Raw genomic sequence first — 20535 nt, 5'->3', positions numbered from 1 at the left:
GGAGAAGCGCCAGCGTTCGCTTTTGTAAAGGGATTCCCTACCTCTGAATATTAATTCAAGGAATCCCTGAGCAATGGCGATCGGAAGAACATTTCATGCGCAGGCTGCTGTTTAGCCCAAATACAAACAAAGGGGGTGTCCCATCGTCATTTACATGACTTATGGGACACCCCCTTCATCTATTTCACCCTAGTCAATCAACCGGTGGCGGTACCACTTCTTGCCCCGGAAGCGCCAGAGGAAGATGGCTCCCCGAACGCCCCACTCCAGATTCATCGCAAGCCAGACGCCGTGGATGCCGAAGTCGAGCACGATAGCGAGCAGGTAGCCGAGCACAATCCGGAACAGCCACATCGACAGCAGCGATACGACTGAAGTAAACTTCGAGTCGCCAGCTGCACGGAGGGCTGACGGCATAATAAAGCTGATCGACCAGAACACAACTTGCATAAGAGCATTAATAATTGAAATGACCAGTATATCGTCAACGATCTCAGGCGGTGGATGGAACAGTCCCACCAGCGGATAGAACAGCGGCACCATCAGACAAGTCATCAGGAACAGGCAGGCCGTAGATAACCAGAGAAAGGAACGGGTAAACTTCCGCGCATCCTCGATATTTCGCTGCCCCATGCATTGGCCTATAACGGTAATCGCCGTAATCGCCAGCGCATTCGAAGGAATCTGCAGCACGTTAGCAAGCGATCCGGTGATCGCGTTGGTTGCAATAGCATAGGTGCCGAGGCTGACGACAAACGTTTGAGTAACGATCTTCCCGCCGTTGAAGAACATCTGCTCCGCCGCAAACGGCAGACCCACGAACAGGATTTTTCGCAGCATCGCAAAATTAACCGCCAGCATATCCCGGAGTCGAAGCCGAAGGCTGGTATCGATCTTCACCAGATAAATAATAGCCAGTATGGCCGCTGCATAACGCGAGATATTGATAGAGATGCTAAGCCCGAGCACGCCCATATGCATCAGGTTAATAAACACAACGTTCAGCAGGACATACGACAGATTCATGACGAGCGACAGCATAAGAGATGCCCGGCTTCTGCCGATTCCCCTGAGCGCCCCGCATACCGCCTCCATCATCGCAATCCCGACATAAGACAAGCCGCTGCCGATCAGATACGTTCTGCCTTCCTCGAATACTTCCGGCGAAGCCGCGCCAAACAGCAGATTAAGCATTTGGTTATGGAACACCACGACGATCAGGCTGATCGCCAGCGCGACGAGCGTAACCGAAGCCACAGAGCTTGCTGCCGCTTTGGATACCATCGGATGATTCCCGCTGCCCTTGTACTGGGCAACAACTACCGTTCCCCCGGTTGATACGGCAATAAAGACGCTGATCAGGAAAATGTTGAGCGAGTCTACCATGTTGACCGCGCTGACCGCATCCACGCCCGATGAGCTGACCATCGCCGTATTCACCAGATTGAGGCCGACCAGAAAGGCCTGATCAATCAGGATCGGGATGAACAAAGCTATTATTTGCCGGTAATCGATCGACACTCCCGTGAAGTGCCGTTCCAGGAAAGCCTCATGCTTTCCTCTCAGTCTGGGTCGTCCTATACCCATGTCATCACATTCTTCTCGTTGGATTGGCGTTGCTTAAACTACCTACTAAGCTACTACTCCGGCAAAGATTTGTCCATGACGGATTCGAGCAAAAAATGAAAAATCCACTTCCTTAGGCGGCCGTGGATTCGGATTCATATACTTGCGCGCGTCTGCTCTCTATGACCCGGACGATGTAAAGCACAAGCATCAGGCCAAGCAGCGCCACGCATACGGAGAGCGGAATAAACCAGTGATTAGGCGAGTGCGAGAAGAACGGAATTAACGCGACGGCCACAATCGGCGGAGCATTCCATTTGAATTTATTAATTAACCAGATGGTAATGAGAACGTTAATGAATAAGGAGATTGGGCTTGGATAAATGTAATACAGAACCGTCCCAAGCACGGAGGATACCACGGCGCCAAAGGTGATTTTTCCCACCTCCGCAATCGTGGACGAGCGGGAAATAAAGAGAAAGCTGAATGCGCCAAGCGTTGGGAAGAACAGCGTATCCAGAAAGCTGAAATGCAGGGAAAGCCAATAAATGAGCATTACATAAAGGCAAAGCGCGATTGTTTTCAAGTTCATAAGGCTTTTGTTTACCTCCTGTCGCAGGCCGTGCAAAATTGACACTCGTTCCATTCTAATGAGTTTTAAAAAGAGCGTCAATGCTAAAAAATTCTCAATCATTTATTCCTAATTACCTACCCGAAAACTAAGAATTAATGTATACTAAAGATAACGATTACCTGCAACGAAACAAACCGAACGGAGGATGATAGCATGTCACAGCCGGCCGTCAACTTAAGTTACGAATGCGTGGAGGAAGTGCCTCTGCACCGCGTCCGCGGCAATCAGCTTGGCATTCTTCTGAGCGTTATCGCAGCTGTCCTTACCCAGCAATGGTGGATTCTTGTCCTTCCCTTAGCCGTGCAATTAATCAGTCGTGCGTACGGAGTAAAATATAACATGTTCGTCCGTCTGCTCTCGCCCATCTGGCCGGTAAGCCAGCGGACCGAAGCCCGCGAGCTGCTGCGCTTCAACAATCTGCTCGCGATTCTGTTCCTTGTCGTAACCATTGCCTCCCACTACCTGGGTCTCACCCTGCTGTCTTATATCAGCCTTGGCATGCTGACAGCTGCCGTTATTGCTGCCTTAAGCGGCTTCTGCCTAGGCTGCTTCATGTACTTCCAATACAAGCAATTCCGGCTCCGCCGGGCTGCGAAAGCCAAAGCCGCATCATAAAAACAAAGCAAAAAGCCCGCCATCTCTATCTCTGGCGGGCTCTCTTTATATCCCATTAAAGAACGATGTCGGAAATAAACCGCTCGAGCATCGTCACATTGGTAATATTCTTGTTACAGGTCTCGCTGTTCACGCACATATAGTTGCCGATTGCCTTATAGTAGTCCGGTGAAGCATTTGCCGGCCTCGACTTCGTTACCGCCGAGAACAAGGCTACTTCTTCATGCCGGTTGCATAGAAAACATACGCTTTTCTTCTGCACGGGCGTGAACCTGCCTTCTACGCCTACAAGCCGGTCGTTCAGACGATAGACCAGGAACATTTTATTCGCGGCAATATCGGTCCAACCGAGATAGGTTACATAACGCAGGTCCATGGCTGCAAGATCGGGAACCTTCAGCTTCTTGACCTTCGGGAACAGCTTCTTCAGCTGCTTCTCCTCCACCTTCTCGAAGGGCAGCATATCGTCCTCGAGCGACTGCAGATAGCTCTGGAATTCCTTCGGCGTATTTAATGACGCAAAGCTTCCAAGCAGCTTCTGCTCGGCTTCCGTTGCCCCCGGGAATGCTTCCATGACTTTAAAAGGCGCGTTTGACCGAACCGATTCAATGACCTTCGGATCCGATACCGTCGTGCATGCCTGCTGCAGCTGTCCTACTTGCTTCTTAATTAAATTCAATTGATGGTTTCTAATAAATGGTGTACGCATTGCTTTGTCAGCCCCTTATTTTTATTTGATCGTCTAACACTCAAATAAGGTGCAAAGCCCATTATTAGAAACGATAGCCGGGCGACCATCCTTCCGTACGCCCCATGCAAAGTATCGCCCCTAATTCAGGCTCTGCATGAAGCCGACTCGTAATCCGGCAAATTGATTTGCCATTCCTACCGCCTCCCTTTACTACTCAAGTATAAAATAAATCCGGCTCCGCCCGCAATCCTTGGCTATCCGCCTTCCATCCATTCCCGCAGCCGCGGCATCATCCGCCGCGCATCCTCATAACCTTGCTTGTACAAGGCGTCAAGCTTTGCCGGGTCCCGCTCCATCCGGCCCACCACCAGCGTCTCTTGGGGGCGTATAACGAATACCGCACCGTTCTTCTCCTGCTCGGTTATGTAATCCAAGGTCTCGTTATAGAGCCGATATCTCCCGAGCATCATCTCCACGAGCTTCGGATACTTGCGATACGCGCGCTGCACAAGCCAGCCGAACCGCCCCGCCGATTTCCGGTAATCCTCATTCCTCGTCAGGATGAGAATGTTGCGCTTATAGCCGTCGCTCTCCGCTTTCCGCAGCGGAATCGGGTCGGTGATTCCGCCGTCCAGCAGCTTCCGGCCGTTATATTCCACGATCGGCGCGATAAACGGCAGCGAGCTTGAAGCCCGAAGGAGCTGCAGCAGATCGAAGTCCGGTTCGCTCTTCCGATAGTAGACCGTCTCCCCCGTCTCGCAGTCCGTCGTACCAATGACGAACTCTTCGGGACTATCGGCGAAGGCCTCATAATCGAAGGGCACATGCTTATTGGGAATTTCGTCGAAGATGAAGTCCATGCCAAACAGCTGCCGCTTCTTCCATAAGTTTGTCCAGGAGATATATCTGGGATCGCTCACCCATTCCACATTGACGGTCCGGTTGCGTCCAAGCTGTCTCGACAGGTAGCTCGCCCCCATGCAGGCTCCGGCCGAAACCCCGATCATATAAGGGAAATACACATCATGCTCCGAAAAATATTCCAGCACCCCGGCCGTATACACGCCCCGCATGCCTCCGCCCTCCAGAATTAATCCGATCGCCTCCGCCGTGCTCATGCTCTCTGCCTCCCTAGGTGAGGCTGCGCCTCTATTCGTTACTCTCATTGTAGCTATCGCCTTTTCAATTCGTCAATTTAGTCATTCCCTAATCGGACAGCCGTCCGCCAAGGCTAAAGAAACTTAACAAACTTTCCTAAGTCAGTACCTTGAAACAAGCCCTCAACTATGTCACAATCGAGTAGGATGCACGGGACAGTTGTCTATAAACTGTACATTTGCAACCGATTGAAGAATCGGCGGCAAACGCAGAAGATGCTTACGAAGCATGAATCATCATAAATAACGAGTTTTACGCTATTTATGTGATAATTCATTTGAGGAGGATTCATCAATGAGAACGATTAAACTCGGAAGCACGGCGCTCGAAGTACCGGTAGTTGCGGTTGGCTGTATGCGTATTAATTCCTTGGATAAAGCTGGGGCAGAGCGTTTTGTCCAAACCGCTCTGGAGCAAGGAGCAAACTTCTTCGACCATGCGGATATTTACGGCGCGGGCACATGCGAGGAAATCTTTGCCGAAGCGATTCATATGAACGACAGCGTTCGCGAGAACATTATTTTGCAATCCAAATGCGGGATTAAGCCTGGCGTGATGTTCGACTTCTCGAAAGAGCATATCCTCGCTTCCACGGACGCGATCTTGAAGCGCCTCAAAACCGACTACCTCGACATCCTTCTGCTGCACCGTCCGGATGCGCTGGTTGAGCCGGATGAAGTGGCTGAAGCCTTCGACCGTCTGGAAAGCTCCGGCAAAGTACGTCATTTCGGCGTATCGAACCAGAACCCGATGCAAATCGAGCTGCTCAAGAAATCGGTTAAACAACCGATCGTAGCAAACCAGCTGCAGCTGAGCATCACGAATGCAAACATGATCTCGAACGGCATAAACGTCAACATGGAGAACAGCTCCGCGATCAACCGCGACGGCAGCATCCTGGACTACAGCCGCCTGAACGATATTACCATTCAGCCTTGGTCGCCATTCCAATACGGCTTCTTCGAAGGCGTATTCCTCGGCAGCGACAAGTTCCCTGAGCTGAACAAAGCGATTGACGAAGTAGCTGGCAAATACGATGTGAGCAACACAACCATCGCGATTGCATGGCTGCTCCGTCACCCTGCGAAGATGCAGCCGGTTATCGGTTCGATGAACATCGAACGTCTGAAGGACTGCGTCAAAGCGGCCGACATCACGCTTACCCGCGAAGAATGGTATTCGATCTACCGCGCGGCAGGCAACATTTTGCCATAAGAGCATCTTAGAGCTGCAGCCTCCGGTTCCGAACCGGGGGCTGCTTTTTTCATAAAGCAAGAATCATCAAGAATGCGATCATCCATTCGTATACAATGAGGTCATCGAGATCAAGGAGGTTAGCATCCGAGTGAAGCAGGACTATCTGGTGCAGATTCAACAGACGATTGATTACATTGAAGCCCATATTGGCGAGGAGCTGTCCTTATCGCGGCTGGCGCAGGTTGCGAAGCTCTCGGACTTTCATTTTCACCGCGTCTTTCAATCCATGGCAGGAGAGACCGTGATGGAATATGTGCGTAAACGTCGTTTGGCGATATCCGCTTATCAGGTGGCCTATTCGGATGCGAGGCTGATCGATATCGCTCTCGATACCGGGTTTCAGAATCACGAGACCTTCACCCGTGCCTTCAAGCGCATATTCGATATGACGCCGGGCGATTACCGCAAGCGGGGAATCAAGCCTCCGGCCTACTCCAAGCTGAATGTGCTGCAGCGCAAGTACAATCCCTATTTAGGAGGAATACGAATGGATTACAAAATTTTAACCAAGCCCGCCTTTAAAGTAATCGGCTACGAGATCCGCACGAGAGCCAACGGAGACAACCATAAAGAGATCCCGGCCTTTTGGCAGGAATATATTCAAAAAGAGCTGTACAAAAACATCCCGAACCGCGTGCACAAGGACTCGCCCGTCGAGCTTGGCATCTGCTATAACTTCGATATGGGCTCGGACAGCTTCTCTTATCTGATCGGCATGGAGGCCGAAAGCTTCGAGGGCGTAGAAGGCGAAGGCCTCGTCTGCTGCGAGTTTGACGCCGCGGAGTATGCTGTGTTCACCACGCCAAAGGTTCCTCGCGAGCAGTTCTCCTCCTCCATCCAAAGCACTTGGATGACGATCTTCGGGGAGTGGTTCCCTCACTCCGGCTACGAGCATGCCGGCAAACCGGAGTTCGAGCTGTATGATGAGCGCAGCAATCATGAGCTTGCCGAAAACCAGATGGACATCTATATCCCGATCAAGAAAAAGGCTTAAATTGTTCTAAGCACAAAAAAGGCTATCCTTCTCTGGAGGATAGCCTTTTTTGCGTCTGCCTTGCTTATGAATTAATAAGTCCGGCCGCGACCAGCATACGCTTTATCATAACGGCCGATTCTGCGCGGGTAATCGGCTGCTTCGGCAGAAGCTTGCCGTTTGTTCCTTTTACAATGCCTTGCTTCGCTCCGGATGCTACAGCCGCTTGAGCCCAGCCGTCAATGCTAGCCTTATCGCGGAACTGGCTGATTAAGCCCGCGGTCTCGCTTGCCGAAGCCTGCGCCAGGCTTGTCATTGCCGATGCCCGGTTGATCATAACAATAGCTTCTTCGCGGGATATCGAGGCGTTCGGGCGGAAGCTTCCGTCCGAATATCCCGTAATGAGGCCGTAAGATACGGCGTTAACGACCGAATCACGGTACCAGTCGGCTGCCCGAACATCATTGAAGGCTACTTTGGCATCATCCTTCGCAGCGTGAATACCTAGCGCGCGAAGCAGAATGGCCGTAAATTCGGCACGAGTGACGGAGCGGTCCGGCGCAAAACGTTCGGCTGATACGCCTTGGATCACCATACGGGATGCCAGATCGTTAATGTCGGTTTTTGCCCAGTGGTTAGCCGCGTCGGCAAAGGTTTTGGAATGCCATACGACCGCATACACGCTGTTGGTCAAGCTGTTGATTTGGGCGAAGTAATGACCGTCCTCCTGCGTAATCCGGGTTGGCACATGCACGGCGGTACCGTCATGTCGAATTTCTCCTACCGAAAGACCAAATTATTTTATCACTAAAATTTCCTGCAACCCTGTTGAAGCATGGTTCGTCTAAGGGGAAGAAGGTTAAGCTATTTATAAAAAAACAGGCGGTGAACATCATGAAAAAAATCAGCACCCTTATTCTTCTGGTGACGATCAGCATGACCCTGCTCCTTGCAGGATGTTCAAAAGCAAATAACCCAGAGAATACGAACGATGCAGGAAATACGCCGGCAGCAGAAACCGGGAACAGCTCTTCCCCCAACTCTAACTCCTCTACGGATTCCAATAACGCAGGTACCAACGCGCCTAGCACAGAACCAGACGAGGATGACGCATCGCAGCAGCCGAGCAACGCGGGAAGCGGCACTTCTTCGAATCCGACTCCAATCAGCACAAGTGAGCAAGTCTCGCAGATCGGCAACATTACCGCGCTGCGTCTTGCCGATTCGAAGACCGGCTGGATTGCCGGCAACGGCCAGATTGCAAGAACGGATGACGGCGGCGCTCACTGGAAGCTTCAATATTCCGGCAGCAAGCCGATTAATCAGATTTTTGCGTTAAGCAGCACAAAGGTATGGGCAACGATTGGCGACAGTAAAGCAAAAGAACTGATTCTTATTCAATCCACGAATGGCGGCAAGTCTTGGACGAAAGCCGGAACCGTTCCTAACCACGGCTTCCTCCACTTCACGAATGACAATACAGCGTTTAGCGGCGACGCGGTAACGAAGAACGGCGGCAAATCCTGGACTACGCTGCAGACACCGGGCAAAGCGATTGGCGAAGTGTACTTCCATGACGCAAGCAACGGCTGGGCGGTACAATACGTGAACGGCCATATTCTCTTCATGCATACGGCAAACGGCGGTAAAACATGGAATACGGCTATGACCCGCAAATCGGAAGAGGCGCCTACCAACGTCATCATCCGCTCGACAGCAGCAAGCGATGCCTGGATTGAGCTCATTGGCGACTCCGGTATGTCGCAAACCTCCTACTCGCTGTTTCACACAACAAACGGAGGCAAAACCTGGCTTCCCGCCATTGTGAAGAACGGCGCAGGCTCCGGCCCCGCACCGGGCTTCACCATGAAGGATCCAATGGTTCCAAAAGGCTTGGCCAGCTCAAGTCCCGGCGCCTTGTATGTCGTTAACCCGCAAACCGCGATTATGGGCGGACAATGTCAAGCCTGCGACAAAGCAAACACGATCATGCAAACGACGGACGGCGGCAAGCACTGGACGATCGGCAAAGCCCAATTCACCGGCTACGGCACGCAATTTATTGGCGCTTCCGACGCGAAGCATATCTGGTTCATCTCGACGGACGCGGCAAATGCAGCCGTGCTGAACACTACCGCGGACGGAGGCAAGACCTGGCATAAGGTCTATACCTTCAAGAAACCGCAGGCCCGTTAAGGAAAATTTCCGGCGCACCAAAATCCCTTCTGCAGATTGCAGAAGGGATTTTCATTTTACACCGTTAACTATTTATCCCCTTAACCCCCAACAGTTCCTTCCGATGCGAGTAGGCGAGGAGCAGAAAGTTGACAATGCCCAGGAGCACGTAAGACCAGTCGTAATTGTCCAGTACCAGGTAGATGGTTAACATCAGCATCCCCAGCACCACATGGAACGCATCCGACTCCGAAGAGGTTGGGCTCCCCTTCTCCAATCGCCTTGACGCGAGCAGCAATACCGCCAGGATAACCGCATACGCAAGTGTTGCCGAAAAGCCGGTCAAGCCGCTCCAGACGCCAAAGGTCACAGCAATTGCTTTGCCGCCCTTCCAGCCCGTAAACGGAGAGCAGATGTGGCCGAGAATAGCCGCCGCCGCGGGCAGAACAAGCCAATATCCCGTGACCACACCGCTATGGTGCAGCCAGAGCATCGGCAGGTAGCCTTTCAGAAAATCCAATGAGATACCGGCGATACCGTAGCCGTACCCCGCTGCTTTCCATAAATTTATGGCTCCCGGATTGCCGTCGCCGTACGTTTTCAGATTAAGCCGCTTCAACCTTCCGATCCAATACGAGAACATCAGGGATCCCGCAAGAAACGCCGCCGCTGTCCATACTACGATCATGGATTGCCCCGCCTCCCTACCTCGATGCTTCTGCCCTTCCAGGCTACCTTCCGCAGAACGACAACTTGATACACGGAATAAAGCATAATGTACAAGAAGAAGACCGTACTTAATAGATGAACGGCGGGAAGCCAGATCCCGAATCGCCCCGTATAGCGGACCAAGTAATAAATCTGCAGCGTGTACAGCACATAGCCGATGGCAAGAGGCAGCAAAACCGGGGTTCCGATGGCAAAAGGGGCCGCTTCCGCCGCAATTAATCCGATGAGCCAGACGGCAACAAGCAGCGTTGTACGAATATTGAGCTTGCTTGTGCTAAGCACCGCTCCTTTGCTGAAGCCTTGAATCTCGCTCTTGATTCCCCCGGGATACATGCGGAAGGAGACCATGCCCCGCCCGATATAGTTGGTTATTTTCACACCGGACTCCATAAACCGCGCTCCCAGATTCAGATCATCGAGCACTTCGCCCCGAACGCTCTCGTGGCCCTTCGCCTGCTCATAATCCTCTCTGGTCGTCAGGATGCAGGAGCCGTATAAGCCTTTATCCGGGTTTGTCCGCTCCATCGGGGACGTGAAGGCAAATAAGCCTAACAGGTTCGGGATAAGCGCCAGGCGCTCATAAAGCTTCTCCGCCACATGATAAGGGACAACCGATATAACCCCGCCTTCCTTCTCTCTTGCCGTCAGCAAGGAGCGCAGCGCATCCGGCGCAAGGCGGACATCGGCATCCAGAAACATAATCAGATCACCGCCGGCCTGCAGGTAGCCGTTCCATACCGCCCAGTTCTTGCCTGTCCATCCTGACGGGAGATCCGGATTGGCGATTACCTTTACGCCATAGCCTTCCGCAACCGCTCTCGTGCGGTCCTCCGAATGATCGTCCACCACAATAACCTCGTACGGTTTATGCGACTGGGTCTCGAGGGAGCCTAGCAGATAAGGCAGATTGTTTTCCTCGTTGCGGGCCGGAATAATGACCGACAGCCTTCTCTCCTGAAACGGACCATCGCGGCTTACGGGCACCGTATTTCTTCGAAACAACACAAAACCCATCCCTAAGGCGAATACGAGCAAGGCAGTGAGCAAAATCTCCATCTCTCACACCCCCCAATATGCTTATATAGCAAATATATGGCTTTGACGGTCGTTCTAAGAACGTTTATCTGCCTCGGCGGCATGCTTGATCCCTTAATTTTTTATATAAGCCCGTCATTTACGCCCTTTGGCGCATCGCCGGAAAATAAAAAATAAGACCCTCGAAGGGTCTTATTTTTTATTTTCGCGCTATTTCATCCAGCGGCTGTTCAACCGTCTCTTCCTTCTCTTCAGGCGGGCCAATCGTAACCCGCTTCCCGTCAAAGGAGAGCACGGCCTTGCCTTCCACTTCCATTTGTTCGAGATAGTCCTTCGGAATTTGCAGACGGCCGACATGATCGATAACGACAAACTGCTCATGGCGCGAGCCGAACCGGGCATCCTGCACCGTGTGCTGGAGGGCTTCGGCAGCAGAGCCCTCTCCTTCCCGCTTGATCCATTCGGTACTCGTGAGTCCGTCGCGGATGGCAACGACTCGGTCAACTTGATCGGCGACCGACAGATCATGAGTAACGATCACAATCGTTACGCCCATCTCCCGGTTCAGCCGGCGGAATATTTGAAGGATCTGCTCGCCCGTAGCATGGTCGACCGAGCCGGTCGGCTCGTCGGCCAGCACCAGCTGCGGCCGGTTCGCAAGAGCAATGGCAAGCGCAACGCGCTGCTGCTCGCCGCCGCTCAGCTGGGTGAGGCGGCTGCCCATCCGGTGCTCCAGGCCAACGGCTGTCAGCAGCTGTCTCGCATAAGCCCGGTCCGCCTTGCCCTGAATCAGCATGGGCAGCTCGACATTTTGCAGCGCGGTTAAGTAAGGGACCAGGTTGCGCCCGTTGTTCTGCCAGATGAATCCGACCGTCTCCCGCTTGTAGGCGATCAGCTGTTCCTTGGTCATCTTCAGCAGATTCCACCGGCCCACATGAGCCTGACCTGCCGACGGGCGGTCAAGTCCGCCCAGTATATTAAGCAGAGTCGACTTCCCGCTGCCGCTGTTGCCGATAATCGCCATCATCTCGCCTTGCTCCACCGTCAGATTTAAGCCGTGAAGAGCTACCACTTCCACATCGTCCGATTTATAGATTTTGACCAGACCTTCGCAATGAATCATCGGTGTTCCGGCTGTTTCTTCCATTAACGTTCCTCCCCTAGCTTAACGGCCTGCGTAATGCGTAGACTCCGCAATTGCCAGAGCAGGAGGCAGGCGCCGGCGGCCAGCATGATCCCGATCGCGGCATACAGCTTCAGCATATCCTCGGCCTCGAATACGATCCGGAAAGGCGGCACCTGCCTGGCATCATTCAGGCTTTTATCCTGGAGGAACGGCAGGAATAAGCGGCTGGCGAGCTGTCCGAGACCAATCCCCGCGGCAACGGACAGCCCCATCGTGAACAGCTGCTCCAAGAGAAGCATGCTCGTCAGCTGCAGGCGGGACAGGCCCATCGCCCGCAATATCCCAAGCTGAACCGCTCTGCGCGACAAGGCGAAGAACCAGAAAATCAGATAGCCAAGCAAGGATACAAGCAAAGAGATCAGGAAGCCAAGACTAAGGATCCCAAACAAGCCGCCTTGGGCGGGATGATTGCGCCGGTCAATCCGTTCGCCCCGCGCATCGCGCACCGAGCTGACTTCAATCCCCCGGTCGGCAAGCATATCCAGTACGGATGACAGCTTCGCGCCATCCTTCATGTTCAGCCATACCTCATAAGGGGTCTTCTCCACCTGCTGATAGATATAATCCAGATTGGCGATAAAGAATGGCGACTCGTCCTCATACAAGCTTGGCCAGTACGGAACAATGCCCGCAACGACAAACTCCACCGGCGTATTGTCATAGCCGACTTGAATCGTGACAGGGTCCCCTTCCTTAAGACTATGCTTCTTGGCGAAAGCCTCGGATACAAGCACGGCCTGCTCAGCCGTGCCAAGCGCATTCAGGTAATAATAAGGATGAATCCTGTACAAGTCTTCGCGGAACCAGCCAACCTTGGCAAAAGCCGCATTATCGATGCCAACAAGCTGGCCGCTTCCGGCCGACTTGCCGCTTACCTCCACCTTGCCGTTTGCCTTCCACACCCGCGTTGCCGCCTCTACTCCCCGAAGATCCCGGAATGCTTCAAACGAAGGCTCCGTATAATAAATTTTGTTCTGATCCTTCTCATCATGAACGCCTTCCCAGGCTGTCTCCAGCACAACGTCGGCGCCATATTCATACTGCGTGCGGTCCGAGGCGTTCTGATCCATCGTCCGCGCGGCCGATGAATTATATACTCCAAGGCCAATCGTCAGAATGAGCAGAATCATAAGCGGGTAAAAGCTTGCCGCCGAACGCGACAGCTGCGTCAGCGTGACATAGATGGTAACCGGCATTCGGCTTCGCATCATCGCGTTCCAATACCGAAGAAGCAGCGGAAACAGTCTCAAGGCCAGCAGTCCGGCAGCGAAGATCAATAAGGCCGGCAGGACGAAGATCACCGTCTGCAGCGTCTTATCACCCCCGCTGCCCGCAGGTACCAGGCTCCCGCTCTGAAGCAGATACCAGCCTGCGGCAGAAAGAACAACCAAGGCAACGTCCAAATAAAGCCGCTGCCATAAAGGCTTGTCTCCCGTTCTTCCGCGTTTCTGAGCATGCTCGACAACCGAGGCATCCGCATATTTCCGGATGGGAGCCGCCGAAGCTGCAATCGCCAGCAAGGTTGCTGCGCCTCCGAAGAGCAAGGAAGTGCCGCTGATGCCAACGGGGATGGACTTGCGCCCGACAAAAGATAGAAAACCGCTGGATGAGCCGATGACCTTTGCCATAAACCAGGCAAGGCCTATGCCAAGAACCAGCGCCGTTAGACCAAGCAAGGCTGCCTCCAGTCCATACAGGGCCGTAATTTGCCCGGGACTTGCCCCGCGGCTTTGCAGAACGGCAATATCGCTCCGTTGCCTCTCCAGCGCCTGCTGCGCATTAAGCGTAATGAAATACAGCACCATGGCCAGAACCGGAGCGGCCAGAGCGAATAGCATGGCGAGAAGCAGCAGGCTTTGCTTTTGAAACTCATGCAGCATGCCGGTGAACGAGAGATTCACCTTTGTACCCGCCAGCATGCCGTGCAGCGTAATGTCCAGCCGTCCAAGCTCGCCGATAAGCGGAGCCAGGTCACGAATCCGGATATTTTGCAGATCAAAGGCATAATACCAGCCGCCATCGCCCGGCATAAGCCGATTCTCCCCAAGCAGGGTTTCCGACATCGTCTTCCCGCTGACCCATAGCGTATCCGCCAGCTTGTCCTTCCCGTCAATCGCCCAGCTCAGATCGGCGTCATTCTTCAGCTTATAGGAACCGGCGATGCGCAGCGTCAGACGTTTTGTCTTGCCGTCCGCATTTTTCGCATCGTAAGAGAATGTATCTCCAATGTGCCAGCCATACCGTTCCATGGAATCGCTTAAGACAAGCACCTCTATGGCCCCGTCCCGCACGCCGTCTCCCGGCAGCTTTCCTTCCGTCAGCTCAACCGCATCGGGAATGCCGCTTTGCGAGGCAAGCTCCATCCGCACCAGACGGCTTGCCGTTCCCTGTTCCGAACGGCTGCTCCGGATGGTGGAAGACGGCAGACTAATCCGGCTAGAGTAGGCTTCCACCGGGAACCCGATATGCTCCGGCAAAGCCTCCCTTATCCACTTGTCCAGTTCGCCCAGACCGGACCAATCCGCGTCTTTGCTGCCGTCCGACTGGTATTTCATATACAAGGAAGCGGCCGGCAGACCTTCCGTCTCCTCCTGCAGCGATTTCGCGACAACCCGCTTCAGCGTTCCGTCCGCATACATCGGAATGCTCATGGCAAAGGAAGCGGCGACGGTTAAGCCAAGCAGCGTGCTGAGCGTAAACCAGCGGTTCTGCCACATTTTCAGAAATAGAAACTGGAGAATGCGCATTATTTGCCCACAACCTTCTGGCCTTCCTCCAGCCCTTTGATAATCTCTACATCCGTTGAGGTCTGAATGCCAATCTCGACGTCCACCTCTCCCTTGCTGCCGTCCGGACCCGCGACAAGCACATAATGCCGGTTGTTCTGCGTCCGAAGCGCGGCTAACGGGATGGTCAGGACATTCTTCTTGCGCTGAACGATGACGGAAGCCGATAAAGGCGTTCCGCGGCCAAGGCCGTCAGGCAGCTTGGAAAGCTCGATCAAGGTATAGGCGTCCAGGGATTCTTCCTCTCCGTTGTCGCCCGATTGCCCGTCATTCACCGGAAGCCGGTTAACCTTGCCTTTGTACTCGCCCGATGCGTTAATGTCCACAACCGCCTCCATCCCCGGGGCAATGCTGTCCATGTCATTGCTGCTGAACTGAACGGCAACGACCAGCGAACCCATATTCGCAATCCGGCCAATCGCCTCGTAAGACCGGGCCAAGTCCCCCTTCTCAGCGGTAAAGCTGACAATCGTGCCGGAATAAGGAGCCACCAGCTTCAAGCTGCCCAGCTCCTCCTTAAGCTCGGCAAGCTCTTCCTTCATCAGCTCATAATCCAGCTGCTGCTTGCGCAGCAGCACGCGGTCAGAGGCCTCCGAATCATCGCCTCGCATCGCTTCCTTCAGATCCATCTCCGTCTTCTCGATATCGATCTCCTTGCGCCGGATCTGGCTGTTCAGGTCGCCCGGATCGAGCTCGGCCAGCACCTGGCCTTGCTTTACTTTGTCGCCGGCTTTGACATGGATGCTGGTAATCCGTCTGTTATCCGTTTCGAAGAACAGGTTCTCCTCTTGCGCGGATAACAGCTTGCCGGAACCGGTCGCCTTCAGCTCCAAATCCTTGCGCTGGACGGGATATTCCGGCTTTTGCGAAATCTTCGGCACCTTTATTTGCGGAAGAGACTCCTTCTCTTCCTCTTGCGGCATAAGCGAGCAGCCCGCGAGTAAGGTAAAGCTAATTACCGCAAGCAGCAAGCCCGCCGCGCGTCCTTTCCTATTCCGGCTCCAGCCGGCCGTCCGCCATCTGATAGACAACATCTGCCGCCTCCCATAACGTAGAATCATGTGTCGTCATGCAGATGGCGATTCCTTCCGCTTCAATGATGTCGCGAAAAATAGCAATAATCTTGGCCGCCATCTGCGAGTCCAGCTCCGCTGTTGGTTCGTCCGCAAGCAGCAGGGCGGGCTTGTGAGCAATTGCCTTGGCTATGGCAATGCGCTGCTGCTCGCCTCCCGACAGCTCATACGGACGGTGATAGGCGCGCTTCGTCAGCCCAACAAGCTCAAGGCATCGGGCCGTTCGGGTCCTCCATTCCGACCGGCCCGCTCCCGCCATGCGAAGGGAGAGCTCAACATTCTCCCAAGCCGAGAAGAGGGGCAGCAAGGCAAAGGATTGGAAGACGAAGCCGACCTGCTTGCGCCGCAGCACCGTCAGCTGTTTATCGCTTTGGCCTTGAAACGACCGGCCCCGGAACAATACCTCCCCCTCGGAGGGCTGGTCCAGCCCTCCGAGCAGATTAAGAAGCGTTGTTTTGCCAGAGCCGGACCGGCCCCGCAGCATCGTGAGCTGTCCGCTCTTGACCGTAAGATCAATCCCCTTCAGCACCTGAAGAGGGTTGCCGCCGCTGATGAAGCTTTTGTGTACGCCGCGCACCTCTAGCAGGGCAGTTGCTTGTTGAACCGCCATTATTCCGCCGCCTCGTCGGCCAGCGCCTTTGTGAGCAGATCCTGTCCCTCCGACTGTATCTTCTTCAGCGCATCGTCAACGGATTGAGTCCCCTGAACCGCTTGATCGAGCTGACCGGCGGCCATGGTCTCAAACGATGCTGCAAAGCCATCCGGCAGCGTATTCTCCTGAAGCAACGCCTGTTCGTTGATCTTCTCGTTATAGAAGGCATCGATATTCTTGCCGTCCGCTTCGTTCTTATAGGCTGTTCTGGAAGACAACGCCGGCGATGACTTGGAGCTTGTCTTCGCAAGCTGCTCGCCGTTCGCATATTTCAGGAATTCCCATGCCGCGGACAGATTCTCGGAAGAAGCGTTGATGGCGAAAATATTATCCAAGCTCATGCTTCCGGTTGCCCCTTGCTGGGAAGGGTCGGTCGGAATAGATACCACATCCCAGTTGAGGTCCTGCCCTAATGGTTTTAACGCTCCGCTGCTAGTGCTTCCCGCCACCTTCGTTGCCGCCTTCATTCCTCCTGCGCCGATTCCCATCATGTTCATCAGCATCGGCCCGTCAACCGTCATCGCCGCTTGTCCGTTCATAAACCGCATGGTAGCCGGTCCAAACGCGAAGGATGTCTTGCCTCCGCCCATTCCGCGGATCATTAGTCCGCCGCCGCCTTGGCCGCCATTCCCGGAAGGAGGGGTTGTGATGCTGCCCGATTCATAGCCGTCAACGACAGTCTGGACTATCGCTTTCCATTCCGGCGTATCGAAGGATACCGTCTTCGCGTCGCTGTCCGCGTACAGCAGTCCCTTCGCCTCCCCAATCTCGCGGACAAGCTCGAACGAATTTTGGGTTTGCATCGGAAGCGACAGCCCGTATAAAGCATCATCCGTTCCCGCCTTGTCCATGGACAGGTTATTATCGCCCTTCTTCACCGGGAATCTGGCAGCCAGCTGCAATACTTCATCCCAGCTCATGCCGTCTGTGGGATAAGGAACACCGTACTTGTCGAACAAGTCCTTGTTGTAATAGAGCGCCTGGCTCGAGAAGCTTGGGCTAAGCCCGTACAGCTTGCCGCCGCCGCGTGCTTTAAGCAGGTCTATAACCGAAGGCAGGAAGCCGTCAATGTCAAAGCTGTCCTGCTTCACGGCTGCATCCAGATCGTACAGCTTGCCTTCCTGCGCAAGATCGGCGTATTGCTCCTCCGTCAGCAGAACGGCATCCGGCTGCTGCTCCTCGATAAGGCTCTCCATCGCCGCGACTGGGTCATCCCCCGACATCGCTTCCTCCGTCGAGATGACCTCCAGCTCCACATTCGGGAACATCGCTTGAAAGGCGTTGCCGTACTGCATGTAGAAGGCTTCCTCGTTGAAGTAGCCGATCTTCAGCGTTCCCTTGTCCTCTCGGTCGAGGCTCCCGAACGCTGCGCCGTCCCCCTTGCCTCCACCGGATGTACAAGCCGTCAATGTTAAAGACAAGGCAAGCAGACTCGTGGCAAGGCCTCTTCTTTTTCTTCTCACTACCGATCACCCTTCATCGTTTAATAGGTTTCAACGGTAAGTATGCTTTGCGTTTCTTAGAAAACCGTTAGAGAAGCTGAAAGCAGGCTTAAAGGAGGATTAAAGGGATATAAAAAGTGAATATAGGCGCTCGGAGCGGCATGTTTGAGCACTATCCCCCCTTGCCCCGTATGTTGTACGTTGTGCAGGGTATTGGCTGGTTTGGAGGAAATGGAGGACCGTATCGTGCACAAAATGCAGGATATTCCCCCTAAGAGTGTCCGAATTAAGGTTGCGGGAGCGAATAGGCTGCATTTCATGCAACATATCTCCGTCCATGAGAGCCATCCGGGCAAATAGGCTGTATTTCGTGCAATCAAAAAAAACGCCTCTACCGTCAACTCAGACGGCAAAGGCGCGCGTTCCAGCAGCAAATACGTTCTCTATTTCTCTATTAACCCGCGGGCAAAGTAACGAGCACTCGGGTGCCGACGGCGGGCTTGCTTTCGATGCGGATTTTCCCGCCGTGGCGTTCCACAATCCATTTGGCAATGGCCAGACCAAGCCCGGTTCCGCCCTCCTGCCTTGTTCTTGCTTTATCCCCGCGGTAGAAGCGGTCGAAAATATGCGGCAGATGCTCCGGCGAAATTCCGACGCCCGTATCCTCGACCTCGAGGTAGACGGTATGCGCGAGCTTATGGCAGGCAACTCGGATGACGCCGCCTTCCGGCGTATATTTAACGGCATTATCCATTAACACCATAAGCAGCTGATGCAGCCGCTCTTCGTCAGCCTGAAGCTGTATCGGAGACTCTATTTCACCCCGTAAAATAATATCCTTCACTTCCGCCAGCATGGTCATCTTATTGATTCCGTCCTGTACGATCCGCTCCATGGAGACAAGCTTCTTATCCAGCTCCAGCTGATTGGAATCGGAGCGCGCCAGCGTCAGCAATCCGCTCACCAGCTTGCCAAGCCGCCTTGTCTCCTGCAGCACCATCGAGATATGCTTGCTGTCCTGCTCGATCGTATGATCCGGATGCCGGAGCAGCAGCTCCGCATGGGCTTGAATAACGGACAGCGGCGTGCGGAGCTCATGGGAGGCATCCGAGACGAACTGCTGCTGCTTCTCCATCGAGTTCCGTACCGGAATCAAGGCGCGGTTAGCCAAATAATAACCGGCCGCAACCGCTACGAGCAGTCCGATGAAGCCCCCGAGGAGCAGAATCATCTGCAGCCGGTGAAGCATGCTTACCTCGGCCGAAATATTCGTCAGCAGCTGCTGCTTGGTACCCACCTGCAGCTGCCCGTCCGCTCTGCTTAAGAGCACCGGCGAGGTTGTTTCATCGCTGCTGTTGAATACCCGGTAATATTGATCCCCCAGCTTTAACGTTTCGGGATGCTCTCCGAAATGATCCGGCTGAAGCCGCTTCAGGTCCTTCTCCCCAAACATGCCGCTGGCGGGAAGCTGAATCGGCATATTGTCCTCCGTCCAGAACAGCTGGAATACCGGCCGGTTCATCTGGCCGACCTGATAAATAACGGTCTGTTTAGCCTGCAGCGATGGCAAAGCCCGCGCGGTCGTGCTAGCGCTGACTCCGGCTACAGTCAGCTTATTGCTTACTCCCGTCAGGGATTTGTCGATTTGCGAGAACAGCATATCCTTCATCACAAAGAAAACAAAGGCATTTAGCGAAATAAGGATGATCGACAACACGGCGGCGTTACGGATCGTCAGCTGCATTCGGGTGCGCTTGATCATGATGTCTTCTCCTTCAGCATATAACCAACCCCGCGAATCGTATGGATATAGCGGTCGCAGCCGGAGGGCGTAAGCTTTTTGCGCAAATAATGGACGTACACGTCCACCACTCCGGGGCTCGCATCCGAATCAATGCCCCATACCCGGTCGAGCAGCTGCTCCTTGGTCAAGATCTGCTCGCGGTTCAGCAGCAGAAACTCCATCAGCTCGAACTCCTTGGCGGTCAGCTTCAGCGGTTCATCGTTTGCAAACCCCTCCATGAAGTGGCATTTAACGGACAAGCTGCCGTAAGTCAGCTCTCCATCCTTCGCCCCGCGCAGCTGGCGGCGCATCAGCACGCGAAGCCGGGCCAGAAGCTCCCGCATGGCAAATGGCTTGATCATATAATCATCGGCCCCCGCGTCAAGGCCCAGCACCCGGTCCTCCACGCCATCCTTTGCGGTTAGCAGCAGAATCGGCACCGCGACGCCTTTTCTCCGCAGCTCCTGCAGAACGGCAACCCCGTCCATGCCCGGGAGCATAATATCTAGTATGATGAGGTCATGAATGCGCTGCTCTCCAAGATACAGCCCTTCCAGACCATTATCGGCTTCATCCACCTGATAGGCTTCTTCCTTCAGAACCGTCGCAATGGCGTCGCGAAGCGGTCTCTCGTCTTCTACAATTAGTATCCGCAAGTTAAGTTCCCCTGCCCCTTCTTCCCACGTCAGCCTTACCGGCTTGCCCTATTGTACATGACGAACCTTAAAGAAGGGTTAGAGAATGTGCGGTATATAAAAACATGCCCCTCCCATTCAAGGA

18 protein-coding genes are annotated in these 20535 nt (G+C 54.0%); 4 read left to right on the top strand and 14 right to left on the bottom strand.

Going from position 1 to position 20535, the window contains the following annotated elements; genetic code table 11:
• Positions 1-189 precede the first annotated feature (189 nt).
• Together M3194_RS28705 and M3194_RS28700 are read right to left on the bottom strand one after the other, a co-directional pair.
• Entirely contained in the window at positions 190-1587 is a 1398-nt protein-coding gene (locus M3194_RS28705) for an MATE family efflux transporter (RefSeq protein WP_251657587.1), read from the bottom strand.
• A 112-nt stretch (positions 1588-1699) separates the two neighbouring features.
• Positions 1700-2158 (bottom strand): HPP family protein, encoded by a 459-nt coding sequence (locus M3194_RS28700; RefSeq protein ID WP_251657586.1) that lies wholly within the window; start codon positions 2156-2158, stop codon positions 1700-1702.
• Positions 2159-2353: 195 nt separating this feature from the next.
• On the opposite strand from M3194_RS28700, the gene M3194_RS28695 reads away from it, so the two are divergent.
• Positions 2354-2815 carry a DUF4395 domain-containing protein gene (locus M3194_RS28695; protein WP_251657585.1) on the top strand — a complete coding sequence of 154 codons (462 nt, stop codon included), beginning with the start codon at positions 2354-2356 and terminating at the stop codon, positions 2813-2815.
• A gap of 55 nt (positions 2816-2870) precedes the next feature.
• Here the strand turns inward: M3194_RS28695 and M3194_RS28690 are convergent, their stop codons facing one another.
• Together M3194_RS28690 and M3194_RS28685 are read right to left on the bottom strand one after the other, a co-directional pair.
• Complete coding sequence (locus tag M3194_RS28690; RefSeq protein ID WP_251657584.1) at positions 2871-3524, bottom strand: FusB/FusC family EF-G-binding protein; 654 nt, start codon at positions 3522-3524, stop codon at positions 2871-2873.
• A gap of 236 nt (positions 3525-3760) precedes the next feature.
• Positions 3761-4624, bottom strand: coding sequence for a patatin-like phospholipase family protein (locus M3194_RS28685; protein WP_251657583.1), 864 nt, complete (start codon positions 4622-4624; stop codon positions 3761-3763).
• Positions 4625-4958: 334 nt separating this feature from the next.
• Here M3194_RS28685 and M3194_RS28680 point away from each other — a divergent pair, with 334 nt between their 5' ends.
• Together M3194_RS28680 and M3194_RS28675 are read left to right on the top strand one after the other, a co-directional pair.
• Positions 4959-5879, top strand: a complete 921-nt coding sequence (locus tag M3194_RS28680) for an aldo/keto reductase (protein ID WP_251657582.1) — start codon at positions 4959-4961, stop codon at positions 5877-5879.
• 130 nt (positions 5880-6009) lie between these two features.
• Positions 6010-6915 carry an effector binding domain-containing protein gene (locus M3194_RS28675; RefSeq protein ID WP_251657581.1) on the top strand — a complete coding sequence of 302 codons (906 nt, stop codon included), beginning with the start codon at positions 6010-6012 and terminating at the stop codon, positions 6913-6915.
• Between the two features lie 64 nt (positions 6916-6979).
• Here M3194_RS28675 and M3194_RS28670 read toward each other — a convergent pair whose 3' ends face one another.
• Positions 6980-7648: an S-layer homology domain-containing protein gene (locus M3194_RS28670; RefSeq protein WP_251657580.1), complete on the bottom strand. Its 669-nt coding sequence runs from the start codon at positions 7646-7648 to the stop codon at positions 6980-6982.
• Positions 7649-7788: 140 nt separating this feature from the next.
• Here M3194_RS28670 and M3194_RS28665 point away from each other — a divergent pair, with 140 nt between their 5' ends.
• Positions 7789-9090: a WD40/YVTN/BNR-like repeat-containing protein gene (locus tag M3194_RS28665; protein WP_251657579.1), complete on the top strand. Its 1302-nt coding sequence runs from the start codon at positions 7789-7791 to the stop codon at positions 9088-9090.
• Positions 9091-9154: 64 nt separating this feature from the next.
• Here M3194_RS28665 and M3194_RS28660 read toward each other — a convergent pair whose 3' ends face one another.
• From M3194_RS28660 to M3194_RS28620, 9 genes are all read right to left on the bottom strand, one after another.
• Positions 9155-9757 (bottom strand): glycerol-3-phosphate acyltransferase, encoded by a 603-nt coding sequence (locus tag M3194_RS28660; protein ID WP_251657578.1) that lies wholly within the window; start codon positions 9755-9757, stop codon positions 9155-9157.
• Positions 9754-10854, bottom strand: a complete 1101-nt coding sequence (locus M3194_RS28655) for a glycosyltransferase (RefSeq protein WP_251657577.1) — start codon at positions 10852-10854, stop codon at positions 9754-9756. Before M3194_RS28655 ends, M3194_RS28660 begins: the two co-directional genes overlap by 4 nt.
• Before the next feature lie 178 nt (positions 10855-11032).
• Positions 11033-11956 (bottom strand): ABC transporter ATP-binding protein, encoded by a 924-nt coding sequence (locus tag M3194_RS28650; RefSeq protein WP_251657589.1) that lies wholly within the window; start codon positions 11954-11956, stop codon positions 11033-11035.
• 23 nt (positions 11957-11979) lie between these two features.
• On the bottom strand, positions 11980-14766 hold the full coding sequence (locus M3194_RS28645; protein ID WP_251657576.1) for an ABC transporter permease: 2787 nt from the start codon (positions 14764-14766) through the stop codon (positions 11980-11982).
• Positions 14766-15839 (bottom strand): efflux RND transporter periplasmic adaptor subunit, encoded by a 1074-nt coding sequence (locus tag M3194_RS28640; protein ID WP_251657575.1) that lies wholly within the window; start codon positions 15837-15839, stop codon positions 14766-14768. Before M3194_RS28640 ends, M3194_RS28645 begins: the two co-directional genes overlap by 1 nt.
• Entirely contained in the window at positions 15796-16488 is a 693-nt protein-coding gene (locus M3194_RS28635) for an ABC transporter ATP-binding protein (protein ID WP_251657574.1), read from the bottom strand. The genes M3194_RS28640 and M3194_RS28635 overlap by 44 nt, the downstream gene beginning before the upstream one ends.
• A complete protein-coding gene (locus M3194_RS28630; protein ID WP_251657573.1) occupies positions 16488-17993 on the bottom strand; it encodes an extracellular solute-binding protein in 1506 nt (501 codons plus the stop codon). The genes M3194_RS28635 and M3194_RS28630 overlap by 1 nt, the downstream gene beginning before the upstream one ends.
• Before the next feature lie 433 nt (positions 17994-18426).
• Positions 18427-19734 carry a sensor histidine kinase gene (locus M3194_RS28625; RefSeq protein ID WP_251657572.1) on the bottom strand — a complete coding sequence of 436 codons (1308 nt, stop codon included), beginning with the start codon at positions 19732-19734 and terminating at the stop codon, positions 18427-18429.
• Entirely contained in the window at positions 19731-20411 is a 681-nt protein-coding gene (locus tag M3194_RS28620) for a response regulator transcription factor (protein ID WP_251657571.1), read from the bottom strand. Before M3194_RS28620 ends, M3194_RS28625 begins: the two co-directional genes overlap by 4 nt.
• Positions 20412-20535 lie beyond the last annotated feature (124 nt).

Origin of the sequence: Paenibacillus glycanilyticus (assembly GCF_023715145.1) — a bacterium.
Classification (GTDB): Bacteria; Bacillota; Bacilli; order Paenibacillales; family Paenibacillaceae; genus Pristimantibacillus; species Pristimantibacillus glycanilyticus_A.
This window is presented reverse-complemented; position numbering and strand designations above follow the sequence as displayed.